The 13,860-nt window shown below is 69.5% G+C and carries 12 protein-coding genes and 1 pseudogene; 3 read left to right on the forward strand and 10 right to left on the reverse strand.

The window, feature by feature from the left end:
• The first annotated feature begins 256 nt into the window (after window positions 1-256).
• Window positions 257-3,001, forward strand: a complete 2,745-nt coding sequence (gene ppdK, locus OG285_RS24800) for a pyruvate, phosphate dikinase (protein WP_356825615.1) — start codon at window positions 257-259, stop codon at window positions 2,999-3,001.
• 316 nt (window positions 3,002-3,317) lie between these two features.
• Here ppdK and OG285_RS24805 read toward each other — a convergent pair whose 3' ends face one another.
• The 5 genes and pseudogenes from OG285_RS24805 to OG285_RS24825 all read right to left on the reverse strand — a co-directional run bounded on the left by OG285_RS24805 (window position 3,318) and on the right by OG285_RS24825 (window position 7,911).
• Entirely contained in the window at window positions 3,318-3,626 is a 309-nt protein-coding gene (locus OG285_RS24805) for a winged helix-turn-helix domain-containing protein (RefSeq protein ID WP_371792232.1), read from the reverse strand.
• A 128-nt stretch (window positions 3,627-3,754) separates the two neighbouring features.
• On the reverse strand, window positions 3,755-4,675 hold the full coding sequence (locus OG285_RS24810; RefSeq protein WP_371792233.1) for an alpha/beta fold hydrolase: 921 nt from the start codon (window positions 4,673-4,675) through the stop codon (window positions 3,755-3,757).
• Between the two features lie 196 nt (window positions 4,676-4,871).
• Window positions 4,872-5,691: pseudogene (locus OG285_RS24815) on the reverse strand (carbohydrate ABC transporter permease).
• A gap of 1 nt (window position 5,692) precedes the next feature.
• Window positions 5,693-6,619 (reverse strand): carbohydrate ABC transporter permease, encoded by a 927-nt coding sequence (locus tag OG285_RS24820; protein WP_371793609.1) that lies wholly within the window; start codon window positions 6,617-6,619, stop codon window positions 5,693-5,695.
• A 20-nt stretch (window positions 6,620-6,639) separates the two neighbouring features.
• Complete coding sequence (locus tag OG285_RS24825; RefSeq protein ID WP_371792234.1) at window positions 6,640-7,911, reverse strand: ABC transporter substrate-binding protein; 1,272 nt, start codon at window positions 7,909-7,911, stop codon at window positions 6,640-6,642.
• A 221-nt stretch (window positions 7,912-8,132) separates the two neighbouring features.
• On the opposite strand from OG285_RS24825, the gene OG285_RS24830 reads away from it, so the two are divergent.
• Window positions 8,133-8,537, forward strand: coding sequence for a VOC family protein (locus tag OG285_RS24830; RefSeq protein ID WP_356825603.1), 405 nt, complete (start codon window positions 8,133-8,135; stop codon window positions 8,535-8,537).
• Window positions 8,538-8,735: 198 nt separating this feature from the next.
• Here OG285_RS24830 and OG285_RS24835 read toward each other — a convergent pair whose 3' ends face one another.
• From OG285_RS24835 to OG285_RS24845, 3 genes are all read right to left on the reverse strand, one after another.
• A complete protein-coding gene (locus OG285_RS24835) occupies window positions 8,736-9,692 on the reverse strand; it encodes an oxidoreductase (protein WP_356825601.1) in 957 nt (318 codons plus the stop codon).
• 179 nt (window positions 9,693-9,871) lie between these two features.
• Window positions 9,872-10,594: a transporter substrate-binding domain-containing protein gene (locus OG285_RS24840; protein WP_356825599.1), complete on the reverse strand. Its 723-nt coding sequence runs from the start codon at window positions 10,592-10,594 to the stop codon at window positions 9,872-9,874.
• Between the two features lie 99 nt (window positions 10,595-10,693).
• Complete coding sequence (locus OG285_RS24845) at window positions 10,694-11,464, reverse strand: aminotransferase class IV (protein WP_371792235.1); 771 nt, start codon at window positions 11,462-11,464, stop codon at window positions 10,694-10,696.
• Window positions 11,465-11,600: 136 nt separating this feature from the next.
• Between OG285_RS24845 and OG285_RS24850 the strand changes: the two genes are divergently transcribed.
• A complete protein-coding gene (locus OG285_RS24850) occupies window positions 11,601-12,191 on the forward strand; it encodes an NAD(P)H-dependent oxidoreductase (RefSeq protein WP_356825595.1) in 591 nt (196 codons plus the stop codon).
• Window positions 12,192-12,218: 27 nt separating this feature from the next.
• Here the strand turns inward: OG285_RS24850 and OG285_RS24855 are convergent, their stop codons facing one another.
• Both OG285_RS24855 and OG285_RS24860 read right to left on the reverse strand, forming a co-directional pair.
• Window positions 12,219-12,827 carry an ElyC/SanA/YdcF family protein gene (locus OG285_RS24855; RefSeq protein WP_356825985.1) on the reverse strand — a complete coding sequence of 203 codons (609 nt, stop codon included), beginning with the start codon at window positions 12,825-12,827 and terminating at the stop codon, window positions 12,219-12,221.
• A 217-nt stretch (window positions 12,828-13,044) separates the two neighbouring features.
• Window positions 13,045-13,632, reverse strand: coding sequence for a dihydrofolate reductase family protein (locus OG285_RS24860; RefSeq protein ID WP_356825593.1), 588 nt, complete (start codon window positions 13,630-13,632; stop codon window positions 13,045-13,047).
• Between the last annotated feature and the right edge of the window lie 228 nt (window positions 13,633-13,860).

Here is a 13,860-nt window from a genome sequence, read left to right on the forward strand (position 1 = left end):
CAGTCGCCAATCGTTCCTGCTGTGAACCCGATATCGCCAAGCGTGGCCGAAATTGCACTCACGTTGCTACGCACAGCTGTGATGTCTTCAGGAGTTGAACCAATGGGGTGGTGAACCCCGATCTTCTGATCGCTTTCGATCTGCTGGCAGACGAGTGGTTACGGCCGTACGACGACCAGGTGGACGTACCCAGGAGCCTTCGATCTGGGTATGTTCCTCGCCGTCAGGGCAGCCAGTCCGCGAGGAGTCGAGTCCCGTGCCGGAATCGAAGAACGCAGAACCCCACGTAACTCAGGCGCAAGCGCCGCAGAAGTTCGTTTATGACTTCACCGAAGGCAACCGCAACCTCAAGGACCTGCTCGGCGGGAAGGGTGCCAACCTCGCCGAGATGACCAACCTCGGTCTGCCCGTCCCTCCGGGCTTCACCATCACCACCGAGGCGTGCAAGACGTACCTCGACAGCGGGGACGAGCCCGTCGAACTCCGCGACGAGGTGAGTGCGCACCTCGCCGCCCTGGAGAAGACGATGGGCAAGGAACTCGGCCAGCCCGACAACCCGCTGCTCGTCTCGGTCCGTTCGGGCGCCAAGTTCTCCATGCCGGGCATGATGGACACCGTTCTGAACATCGGCCTCTCGGACAAGTCCGTGGCCGGTCTCACCCGGCAGTCCGGCGACGAGCGCTTCGCCTGGGACTCCTACCGCCGGCTCATCCAGATGTTCGGCAAGACCGTGCTCGACGTCGATGGCGAACTCTTCGAAGAGGCCCTGGAGGCCGCGAAGAAGAGCAAGAAGGTCAGTGTCGACACCGACCTCGAAGCCGCCGACCTGAAGAAGCTGGTCACCCGCTTCAAGAAGATCGTCAAGCACTCGGCCGGCCGGGACTTCCCGCAGGATCCGCGCGAACAGATGGACCTCGCCATAAGGGCCGTCTTCGAGTCGTGGAACACCGACCGGGCCAAGCTCTACCGGCGCCAGGAGCGCATCCCCGGCGACCTCGGCACCGCGGTCAACATCTGCTCGATGGTCTTCGGCAACCTCGGCCCCGACTCCGGTACGGGTGTCGCCTTCACCCGCGACCCGGCCAGCGGGCACCAGGGCGTCTACGGCGACTACCTGCAGAACGCGCAGGGTGAGGATGTCGTCGCGGGCATCCGCAACACCGTGGCGCTCGCCGATCTGGAGCGGATCGACAAGAAGTCGTACGACCAGCTCATGCAGATCATGGAGACCCTGGAGACCCACTACAAGGATCTCTGCGACATCGAATTCACCATTGAGCGCGGCCAGTTGTGGATGCTCCAGACCCGCGTCGGCAAGCGCACCGCCGGTGCCGCGTTCCGGATCGCGACCCAGCTCGTCGACCAGGGGCTCATCGACGAGGCCGAGGCGCTCCAGCGGGTCAACGGGGCCCAGCTCGCCCAGCTGATGTTCCCGCGCTTCGACGGCCAGGCCAAGGCGGACCTGCTCGGCCGCGGCATCGCCGCGTCGCCGGGCGCGGCGGTCGGCAAGGCGGTCTTCGACTCGTACACCGCGATCAAGTGGTCGCGCTCGGGCGAGAAGGTCATCCTGATCCGCCGCGAGACCAACCCGGACGACCTCGACGGCATGATCGCCGCCGAGGGCATCCTCACCTCGCGCGGCGGCAAGACCTCGCACGCGGCCGTGGTGGCACGCGGCATGGGCAAGACCTGTGTCTGCGGCGCCGAGGAGATCGAGGTCGACACCAAGCGCCGCCGGCTGACCGCGCCGAACGGCGTGGTCATCGAGGAGGGCGACGTCGTCTCGATCGACGGCTCGTCCGGCAAGGTGTACGCGGGTGAGGTGCCGGTCGTCCCGTCACCGGTCGTGGAGTACTTCGAGGGCCGGATGCACGCGGGCGCCGACGACGCGGACGAGCTGGTCGAGGCCGTCCACCGGATCATGGCGTACGCGGACCGGCGCCGCCGGCTGCGGGTGCGGGCCAACGCGGACAACGCCGAGGACGCCCTGCGCGCCCGGCGGTTCGGCGCCCAGGGCATCGGGCTCTGCCGGACGGAGCACATGTTCCTGGGTGAGCGCCGCGAGCTGGTCGAGCGGCTGATCCTGGCCGACACGGACGACGAGCGCGACAAGGCACTCGGCGCGCTGCTGCCGCTCCAGAAGAAGGACTTCATCGAGCTGTTCGAGGCGATGGACGGGCTTCCCGTCACGGTCCGCCTCCTCGACCCGCCGCTGCACGAGTTCCTTCCGGACATCACCGAACTCTCGGTGCGCGTGGCCCTCGCGGAGTCCCGCAAGGACGCCAACGAGAACGATCTGCGCCTCCTCCAGGCGGTGCACAAGCTCCACGAGCAGAACCCGATGCTGGGGCTGCGCGGAGTGCGTCTCGGTCTTGTCATCCCGGGCCTGTTCGCCATGCAGGTCAAGGCCATCGCCGAGGCGGCGGCCGCCCGCAAGGCCGCCAAGGGCGACCCGCGTGCGGAGATCATGATTCCGCTGGTGGGCACCGTGCAGGAGCTGGAGATCGTCCGCGAGGAGGCCGACCGCGTCATCGCTGAGGTGGAGGCCGCCACCGGCACGGAGCTGATACTGACCATCGGCACCATGATCGAACTGCCGCGCGCCGCGCTGACGGCGGGCCAGATCGCCGAGGCCGCGCAGTTCTTCTCCTTCGGCACGAACGACCTCACCCAGACGGTCTGGGGCTTCTCCCGCGACGATGTGGAGGCGTCGTTCTTCACCGCGTACCTGGAGAAGGGCATCTTCGGGGTCTCCCCGTTCGAGACGATCGACCGTGACGGGGTCGGCGCCCTGGTCCGCAGCGCCTGCGAAGCGGGCCGCGCGACCCGCCCCGACCTCAAACTGGGGGTCTGCGGCGAACACGGCGGCGACCCGGAGTCGGTGCACTTCTTCCACCAGGTGGGCCTGGACTACGTCTCGTGCTCACCGTTCCGCATCCCGGTGGCCAGGCTCGAAGCGGGCCGGGCGGCGGCCCAGTCGGACGGCAGCGACAGCCGCTGACCAGACCCCCGGAGCCGCCGTCGGGTTCACCCCGACCCTCACCGACCCCGCCGGCGGCTCCGGTGCACCGGACGGAGGGGCGGCACCCGTGCGGGGATGCCGTCCCTCCTGGTTTTTTCGGGGGCTCAGAGGTCGCCGCAGTCGGCTGCCTCAGCAGCGTCCTCCCCGTAGGTACGGAGCCGTCGGCCCCGGCTCTCGGCGATCCGGAGTGTGTCACGGAGCGATTCGGTCAGCCGGCCAGCCAGGTAGCGCAACTCATCGGCAGATAACCCCTGTTCGGCGACCGGAGCACGCGCGTGGCCGAGGAGTTGGGCGCTCATGCCGAGCTGGACTGCTTCCATGCTGCCGGCGAGCCGGGCCACGGGGCCTCTGCCGTCGGTCGACAGAGTTGGTTCGCGACGCGGCGGATCGGTTGGAAGTCCCGCACGTACGTACCGGATCCGGGACGCGCGTAGGCGATACCCTCGGCGATCAGCAGCTTCAGCGCTCCGCCCGCGGTCATCTTGGCCACGCCGTACTGCTGGACGAGCGCCGGCTCACCGGGCAGCCGGGAACCGGCCCCGAACTCCCCGGAGGTGATGCGTGCCCGCAGGTCGTCAGCGATCTGGCGGGCTGTCTGGGGCATTGCGCGTTCTCCGGTATCTCCTTGGGGTGTCTACGCCCAGACACCCTAACTTCCGGGCCGGTACTCCGGCTGTCGCCCCTGCGCCCCGTCGCGAAAAGGTCTGACCGGCCGGCAGGGTCGGCGCGGGGTCAGCCGCGCGCCTTCGCCATGGCCTCGACCGCCTTGACGACGACATCCGGGCGGTCGGTCGGAATCTCGTGTGAGCTTCCCTTCGCGACGAGGTACGTCCGGTTGGTGGCAGCCTTCGCGAACTGGGTCTGGGCGTCCCGCCACAGCTGTGCGTCGTCGGGCGTACCGAAAGGCGTCTTCGACGACGCGATCACGGTGGCGGGGACACTCTGCGGCCAGGAGATCCGGTGGTAGGCGTGGTGCATCGGGCCGTAGTTGTCCGCTGTCGCCAGCAGTTGGCGGACCGGCTTCGTCGAGAGCGTGCCGTCGAGCTGCGCCACCTGCGCCTGGTTCGCGGCCACGATCCTCGCCGTTTCGGTGTCCGTATAGAAGTTCGGCAGACTGGCGTCGACCAGGACGGCGCCGGAAACCCACTTCGGGTGCTTCTTCGCGAAGTACGTGGCGACCTCGCCCGCCTGGGAGTGCGAGACGAGGACCACGTCATGGGTGACGCCCAGCTTGGTGAGGCCGGCCTCCAGGTCCGATGCGGCGTTCTCCGCGTTCCAGGCGCCGACGACCTCGTCGCTCTTCCCGATTCCGGCACGGTCGTACGTGATGATCTCGGATCCGGTCTGCTCGGCCAGGGCAGGAGCTATCTTCTGCCACTGTGACGCGCCCTCCCCGCCGCCCGCATCCAGGACGATGGCAGGCAGGTGGCCGGGCTTGACATGGAAGGCGAGCCTGTGGCCGTTGTTCGAGATCATGTGGAGCGAAGGACCAGCGACGGCGGAGGCCGAAGGACCGCTTGACCGTGCAGGTGCCGCCGCGGCGGAAGCGGCGGAGTTCCCGCAGGCCACCAGGGCTCCGGTCACGACCGTGGCCAGGGCCGCTGTCGCGAGCACTGCCGTACGGCGACGTGGTGTGGTGGTGCGTGCACTCATGGCTGGCTCCTGAAGGCGGGGAATACCGTGCGCCGGGCGGCTTGGTACCGGCTTTCGGCGGGTTCTGGTGAACGCCTTCAGTCTTGTTGGATCCGGGCCGGTGGACGATGGGGCTGGCGGGTGAGCACGGGTGTACGTGAACTCCGAACCTTTGGTGGTGCCAGCCCCCCCCAACCGGGGAGGCGCAGGATCGCCCTCAGTCGTCGATCCCCGACCGCTCCACCCCCGCCACGATGTGCCGTTGCAGCAGCAGGAACACCAGCAGCAGCGGCACGATCGACACTGCCGCCGCGATGAACAGTTCGTGGATGTTGACCACTTGGCCCGTCGTGAAGGTCGACAGTGCCACCTGTACCGTCCACGCGTTCTTGTCCTGGCCGATCACCAGCGGCCAGAGGAAGGCGTTCCACGCGCCGATGAAGACGATCGTGCCGACCGCCGCGAAGACCGGGCCGGAGTTGGGGACCACGATGCGCCAGTACTTCCTGCGGGAAGCCCAGGAAGTACTGGCGGAAGATGAAGCAGGCGAACGCCGAGAACAGCGTCGGGATGATCAGGCCGCGCAGGGTGGAGATCCAGCCGAGCGTGGACACCAGGACGAAGCTCGGTACGAAGGTCACCGCCGCCGGGACCATCAGGGTGCCCAGGATCGCGTAGAACACCTTGTTCGCGTGGCGGTACGGGATGCGGGCCAGGCCGTACCCGGCCAGGGAGGCCAGCAGGACCGTGCCGAGGGTCGTGGTCACCGCGATCAGGGCCGAGTTCAGCAGCGAGCGGGCCATCGGGACCGCCGGGTCGTCGAACAGTTCGCGGATGTTCGACCACTGGAGGTGGGCGGGGAAGAACGTCCACGCGGGTGACGTGATGTCCTGCTCCCTGGAAAGCCCGTTCCGCAGCAGCAGATAGAACGGGATGAGGAAGAGCGCCGCCAGCGCGATCACCAGGACGGTGCGCAGTGCGCGCCCGGCCCGTACCAGGGCGTCGTCACGGCGGGGTGCGCCGGTGCTGAGAGGCATGTCAGTCCTCCGTCCTGCCGAGCCCGAACCAGCGGGCCTGGACGATCGTCACCACCGCGATGATCAGGGCGAGAATGACCGCGCCCGCACTGCCGAGACCGAGGTTCTGCCCCTGCCCGAGCGCCGTGTAGTAGAGGTACACGAGCGGTGGCCGCGCGTACGGCGGATAGCCCCGGGCATCGCTCAGCAGGTTGTAGAACTCGTCGAACGCCTGGAACGCGTTGATCACGAGCAGCAGCACCACGGCGACCGAGGTCGCCCGCAGCTGCGGGAACGTGATGTGCCGGAAGACCTGCCAGCCGGGGCGCGCACCGTCGACGGCGGCCGCCTCGTACAGCTGTGGAGCGATCCGCTGGAGCCCGGCGAGGAACAGCACCATGTAGAACCCCGCCTGGAGCCAGAGCCGCAGGGTCACGATCACCAGCCAGTACCAGGGCGGGTGGGTCGTCGAGAGCCACGCGGTCTGGTCCTCGCCGAACCAGCCGAGCACGGTGTTCGCCAGCCCGAACCGCACCCCGTTGAAGATCGAGAGCTTCCAGACCATCGAGGCCACCACATAGGAGCAGGCCGCCGGGAGGAAGAAGACCGACCGGAAGAAGGACTGCGCGAACCGCAGGCGGTTCACCATCAGCGCCAGGGCGAGTGAGAGCGCGTACGTCGCCGGGACGATGAACAGCGAGAAGACCGCGAACGTCCACAGGCTGGAGGTGAACGCGCCGTCGGTCAGCATCGACGTGTAGTTGTCGAGCCCCACGAACTTCGTCGGCGAGACCGTGTTGTGGGCGTCGAAGAAGCTCAGACAGAGACTCCACAGCAGCGGGACGTACGTGAAGAGCGCGAGGCCGGCGGCGAAGGGGCCGACGAAGATCCAGAACCAGAGCGTGCGGTGTCGCACCGGTCCCGCACGACGGGCCCAGCGGTGTTCCACCGGTCCCTCACGACGGCCCGTCACGACTTCTTCTTCTGGACCCGCCGCAGCTCACCGTTGGTCTTGCGGACGACCGCTCTGACCTCGTTCTCCGGGTTGGCGCCGTCCTTGATGATCCGGTTGAGGGCGTCCTGGTACGCGACCTGGCAGGCGGGCGTCCACAGCAGCGGCTGGGCCCAGCCGTTGTCGGTGGCGTACCGGACCGCGTCCGCCGCCGCTCCCTCCCGCAGCTTCGCCGCCTTCTTGGCGAGGGAGATCCGGGCCGGGATGTGGAATCCGTACGAGAGGGCGAAGTCCTCCTGGTACGCGGTCCGGTCGATCCACAGCCACTTGACGAACGCCTTGGCCTCGGCGCGGTGCTTGCCGCGTGCGTTGACCGCCGAGCTGTACGCGCCGACCGGGACGGAGGGCTTTCCGGCCGCGCCGTCCTCGGGGAAGGGCAGGACGCCGAAGTCGTCGCCCAGCGCCTTCTTGACCGCGGGGAGCGCCCACAAACCGCACCACTGCATCGCGGTGAGGCCCTGGACGAAGGCCGACGGGTCGGACCAGTCGGCCGGGGCGCCGAGCAGCAGTGACTTGTCGGCGTACAACCGGTGGAACTTGGCCAGGGTGCGAGCAGCCGCCGGATCGTCGAAGCCGGTCTTCCCGTCCTCGGTGACGAGGCTGAGCCCGGCCGCGTAGAGCGGGGTGCCGCCGAGGACGCCCGCGCCGCCGTCGTTGCCGAGGAACAGGCCCTTGACCTTCTTGTCGGTCAACGCCCTTGCCGCGTCCACGAGTTCGTCGAGCGTCCGCGGCGGCTGGATGTTCGCGTCCTTGAGCAGGCTCTTGCGGTAGTAGAGGAGCTGGGTGTCGATGGTCTGCGGGATGCCCCAGATCTTCCCGCCGTAGGTCTTCGGGGCGAGCACCGCCTGGTTGAAGTCGTCCTTCACCCCGTCGAACAGGTCGGTCAGATCGACGACCTGGCCACCCTGGATCTGGTCGAGGGCGGGGCCGTTGACCTCGAAGACGTCGGGGCCCGACGAGGACAGCAGCGCGGCGGCGGTCTGCTGGTCGTAATTGCCCGGCCGCCACTGGATCTTGACGGTCGCCTCGCGGTAGGCGGCCGCGTACCGCCGCACGGCCTGCTCGGTCCCGGCCTCGCCGTACTGGTGGTACCACTGCTGGAACGTGGGTCCGCTGCCGCCCGAACTGTCCTTGCCCCGACCGGTGTTGGACCCGCACGCGGCGGCGAGTGCCCCGGTCAGTGCGAGGCTGCCCCCTGTGGCGAGCAGTCGCCTGCGGCTGATGGTCATGGTGCGTCCCCCTGGCTCCGGCCGGCGTCGTTCCTCAGGTCTCCCGTTGTACGCCCTAACGATCAACCATGGTGCGGGATTGCGACAGAGGTGTTGCGCGGGTGTGTCGGCCCGGACGGGTTTTCGTACGACCGATGAGTTTCCGGGGACCCCGCCGTCTATACATCCGAAAGGCGCGCCGCTCGGCGGGCCACCAGGCTGACATGAGAGAAGAGCTCCCAATGCCCCAGATGATCTTCGTCAATCTGCCGGTCAAGGACCTTGAGGTCTCCAAGTCCTTCTTCGCCGGGCTCGGATACACGATCAACCCCCAGTTCACCGACGAGAACGCGGCCTGCGTCGTGATCAGCGAATCGATCTTCACGATGCTGATCACGGAGCCGTTCTTCAAGCAGTTCACCAAGAAGGAGATCGCCGACGCGACCAGGACCACCGAGGTGCTGGTCTGTCTCAGCGCGGAGAGCAGAGCCGACGTCGACCGGCTGGTCGACACCGCGCTGGCCTCGGGCGGCTCGCCCGCGAACGAGACCCAGGAGCAGGGCCCGATGTACGGGCGCTCCTTCCAGGACCCGGACGGCCACATCTGGGAGGTCATGTGGATGGACCCCGCCGCGGTCCAGGGCTGACCGGATCCGGAGCTGACCGAAGTCCGGGGTGATGCCGCAGGGTGGGCGCCGGGTGCCGGTGCAAGGGCGGGGGAGAGGGGGGCGTGCCGTGTCGTGCCGCTCCCTCTCACCCGCCGCTGCATCCAGCGGTCACGTCGGTCCGTCGGAACGGCCCGTCGGATCGGCCCGTCGGGTCTGCGCTTCAGTGGGTGGGTCCGGTCAGGCGTTGCCGCGCCCCGGGGCGCCCAGGGTGTCGAGGCCCTGGTACGTCACCCCGGTGAGCTGCTCGGACGCCGTCCAGAGCCGCTCACCCGCCACGTCGTTCGTCGTCCACTTCATCCGCAGGGACGGGCCGGGGGTTCCGCGCCAGCCCAGGAACCTCGGTCCGGTGAAGGAATCCGGCAGGACGCAGGGTGCGGTGGCGGCGTAGAGCGTGGGCAGCGCACCGGTCTCGGCCGGCTGGGCGAACACCCGGTTGCCCAGTTCCGCAAGCCGCTCGGCCCCCTTGCGGCCCTCCATCTTCGCCCCGGCCGTCTGGAGGTTGGTGGCCGCGTACCCGGGGTGCGAAGCGGCCGCGACGAGGCCGGACCCGACCGTGGCGAGGCGTCGTGTCAGTTCGTGGACGAAGAGGAGATTCGCCGTCTTGGAGCGGCCGTAGGCGATCCAACGGCGGTAGTTCCGCTCGCTGTTGAGGTCGTCGATGTCGATATTGGCGACGGCGTGGAGGCCACTGGACAGGCTCACCACCCGGGCGCCCGGTGTGGCCAGCAGCTTCGGGATCAGCAGCCCGGTCAGGGCGAAATGCCCGAGATGGTTCACGCCGAACTGCGTCTCGAACCCGTCGGTTGTCGTCCCGTACGGCAGGGCCATGACGCCCGCGTTGTTGATGAGCAGATCGAGGCGCTCGGCCCGGACGGCGGACGCGAACTCCCGGACGGACGACAGGTCCGCGAGGTCCAGTCGTACGAACTCGACCTCTGCGTCCGGGACGTCGCCCCGGATCACGGCCTCCGCCTCCTGGCCGCGCACCTCGCTGCGGCAGGCGAGGATCACCCGTGCGCCCCGCCGGGCCAGCTCACGTGCGGTGACGAGGCCGATGCCGCTGTTGGCACCGGTGACCACCGCGGTGCGCCCGCTCTGGTCGGGGATGTCGCTCGCGTTCCAGCCCTTGGTCATGATTCCAGCGTACGACCGGGGCCACGGTCAGGCAGCCGCTCCACCGTCGAGCACCGTAGGGGTCCGCCCCGGCCACGGCCGCGGCGTCCTGCGAGGCCGGATGGAGCACGGCCGCCGCGACCTCGGCGGTGGACGCGACCCGGCCGAGCGGCGACTGCCCCTTCAGCTGTCCGGGAGGGCTATGCGGGCGGGGCGACCAAGGTGTCCGATTGCTGTGCGCGCCGCAGTGCGTCCGCGACGAAGCCGGCGGCCTTCAGTTCCTCGACGAGATCCCGGAGGAACCGGACCGTCTCCGGCCGACGGGCCCTGGTCGTGCCCACCGCCTGCCGGATCTCCATGAACCGGTCCTCGATCAGCCGGACTTCGGGGTGGTTCGCGGCGTACGCGGTCATCGGCTGCCTGATCCCAGCCGCGGCCTCCAGGCCCTGGGTGCGGAACTCGTCGACCCCCTCCTCCCCCCGTGCGACGCTCGCGTACTGAAGGGTGCGGGTGAGGAACAGGTCGTAGGCCGAACCGCGCTTCACGCCGATGCGTACGCCTGCCCGGTCGACGTCGGCGGCCGTGGTGAAGGCCGATGTGCGGGGCACGGCGAAGACGCCCTCGATCACGACGTACGGGGCGGTGAAGGCGACCTCGGCCTCCCGTGCCGGTTCGACGGCCAGGAAGCAGATGTCGGCCCGGTCCGCCGCCATCGCCTCGTACGACTTCCGTGCCGCGTCGAAGCAGAGGAGTTCCACCGGCACCTCCAGCCGGGCGCCGATCTCCCGCGCGATGTCCACCGTGACCCCGGCGGGCGCGGTCGGCAGGCCCTGGGCCAGTACCGGATTGCCCAGATTGATCGAGGCCCGCAACGCGCCGGTGGGCGCCAGATCCTGGGCGATGGCAGCAGTGGTGATGCTCATGCGGCGGAGTGTAGGGCACCCTCGCGGCCGGCCGGCCGCGAGGTCGTGCGGGACGGCAGGGCCGGGATCCGTCCGCTGTGGCGGGCGTCGGCATCGCGACTACGCCAGCGCCGGGATCTCTTCCCATGGTGTTGACGCGTAGACCTCCGCCACCCGCCGCATCAGCTCCTCGTCGACCATGAACTCCGTGGAGTCGATCCGGTGCACCGGGCTGATGCCCTGCGAGTTGGTCACGAAGGCCGACCGGTACGCGCCCAGGTCGCCCAGCGTCACCCGGCGGCGTGCCGACGGCAGACCCGGCCCGATCAGTGCCATGGTGATCCCGGTCAGCGCGGGCGCGTCCGGCCAGACCACCGAAGTGCCGTCCCAGAAGGCGATGTTGGTGACCGCCCCCTCCGAGACCACCCCGCCGGGGCCGGTCAGCAGCGCGCCGTCGAAGCCCGCACGGACAGCGGCCCTGCCGTAGTGGATCTGGGCGAAACCGCCGAGGTGCTTGATGTGGGGAACCGGCCGCTGGTACGGGACGGACATCAGGCTCAGCGGTTCACCGGACGGTGCGGCGGGCGGCCGCACGGTGACCGTGACGGTGGCGGCCTCGTCCCCGTCGGGCCAGTGCACGTACACCCGCGTCGACGCGTCCCGTACGCCCGCCCCCTCCAGCGCGTGCCGGATCAGGCGGCGGACGTGGCCGCCGTCGAGCCCCGCGCCGAACAGTTCGCGGGTCGCCGAATCCAGCCTGGCCAGATGCCGAGCGAGGCCGCGTACCCGGTAGTCGCTGACCTGCATGGCGGTGAAATGGCCGTAGTTGAGGAAGGCGGGTGTGCTGAGGGACGTGTCGGTGACGGGCCGGCCGTCGATCTCGATATGCATGGGATCACGGTACGGAGGGGGGCGTCCGCACGGACCGGTTTGGCCGGCTGGACCAGCTGGACCGGTTGGAGGGGGTTGGGAGGGGCGGATGCGCGACGCTTGACCTCAATCATGGTTGAGGTAAGAGGCTCTGGTCATGGACATCACCACGCGCCCCTTGAAGCTGACCGTCGTCATCGCCAGCAATCGCACCGGCCGTTTCGGCCCCACCGTCGCCGACTGGTTCCTCTCCCGTGCACGGCTCCGTGAAGACCTCGCCGTCGAAGTACTCGACCTCGCCGATGTCGAGCTGCCCACCGTGCTCTCCTTCAATCCGCCGCCCGCGGTGCGCGACGTGCTCGACCGGGTCAGCCCGCAGCTGGAGTCCGCCGACGCCTTCGTGGTCCTGACCCCCGAGTACAACCATTCCTTCCCCGCGTCCCTCAAGAACCTCATCGACTGGCACTACGGCCAGTGGCAGGCCAAACCGGTCGCGTTCGTCTCGTACGGCGGGATCTCCGGCGGGCTGCGCGCGGTCGAACAGCTCCGGCAGGTCTTCGCCGAGCTGCACGCGGTCACCGTCCGCGACACGGTGAGCTTCCACAACGCACACGGCCACTTCGACGAGGACGGCACCCACAAGGACCCCGAAGCGCCCGACGGGGCGGCCAAGGTCATGCTCGACCAGCTCGTCTGGTGGGGGCTGGCGCTGCGGGACGCGAAGGCGGTCCGCCCGTACGGGAAGTGACGAGGCCGGGCGGTGCGGGCCCGGCCGTCAGCGTTCGCCCAGCGCCCGCGCCACACCCTTCTCGCGGGGGCCGAGGAAGTGCGGGTCGGGCCGGAACGCCACGTCCAGGGCCGCCTTCCCCGCCGCCAGGATCTCGCGGGCGCCGCCGTAGTACCAGGTCACGTCGTGCGGGTCGGAGGCACCGACCCCGTACGACTCGATACCGGCCGACCGGCACAGCGCGATGGCCCTGCGGAGGTGGAAACCCTGGCTGACCAGGACGGCCCGCCGGACCCCGAACACCTTCCTGGCCCGGACGCACGAGTCCCAGGTGTCGAAACCGGCGAAGTCGCTGACCACTTTCCCGCCCGGCACCCCGTGCCGTACGAGATAGGCCCGCATCGCGTCCGGTTCGTCGTAGTCGGTCCGGCTGTTGTCACCGGTGACCAGGACCACCTTCACCGTGCCCGCCCGGTACAGACCGGCGGCGGCGTCGAGCCGGTGCGCGAGGTACGGCGAGGGACGGCCCTCCCACAGACCCGCCCCGAAGACCACGGCGACATCGGCCGGGGGCACGTCGGCCGCCGACCGCACCCGGTCGCTCGCGACGGCGAACATCCAGGTGGCAGGGGCGAGCGCCAGGACACAGCCGAGCATGACGGCCTGCACGGCGCGGCGCCGGCCGCGCCTGGTCCTCGGCAGCCGCAGCGCGTGCGGCCAGGCGGGCGGGAGCAGCCGTCGTATGCGGGGCAGCGCGGGTGGGTGCATGGGTGGCCTTCCGACGCCGGACGTGTCGGAAGGTCGGACGCGTACAGGGGCCCATCCGGTTCGCCCGCCCGGCCCCTCGCGCCGGGCCACGCGCACGGCAGCCGCCTCAGCGCAGCGTGTACGTCAGATGGGTCACGCCGTTCCCCTCGATCACCGTGGGGCCCTCCAGCGCGCGCGGCGCGTCCCGCAGGTTGTCGAGGAAACGCACGCCCGAGCCGAGCAGCAGCGGCACCAGATCGATCTGCAGCTCGTCCAGCAGCCCGGCGTTGATGCACTGCTGGGTGAGTTCGGCGCTGCCGATGGTGACCGTCTTCTCACCGGCCGTCGCCCTGGCCTGTGCGACAGCGCTCTCTACCCCGTCGGTGACGAAGGTCAGCGGGGTGTCGGCGCGGGGCCAGCCGTCCGGGATGCTGTGGCTGACGACGATCACCGGCTTGCCCATGGGGTGCCCGCCGATCCAGCCGCCCGCGTCGTCGAACGTACGCCGTCCGTAGACGAGCACACCGGTCTCCGACAGCCCGCGGTTCAGCCGCTGGGCGCTGGCCTCCGACACCTGGAAGGTCATGTCCGGGTCCGCGGTCCTGACCGTGACGTCCCCGGCGCCGTACCAGCGGAACAGCTGGTCGATCCCGTCGGAGGGGTGGGAGACGAAGCCGTCCAGCGACATGGACATGTTGGCGGTCACCTTGGCCATCGGTTCTCTCCGCTCTGCTCGGCCGTCTCCCGTTCCACGTTCCTCCGGTACGGACGGTCCGGCGACCTGACCTGACCTGACCTGACCTGACCTGACCTGACCTGACCTGACCGGACCTGACCGGGCCCGACCAGACCCGGCGCCCCGGAGGCTTCGCCCGCGGTCTGCTCCGGCGCCGCGTCCTGAACCGCCGCCTGGCGGGCCCGGCGGCGTCCGGGGCCCGGGACT

Source organism: Streptomyces sp. NBC_01471 (assembly GCF_041438865.1).
Taxonomy (GTDB): domain Bacteria; phylum Actinomycetota; class Actinomycetes; order Streptomycetales; family Streptomycetaceae; genus Streptomyces.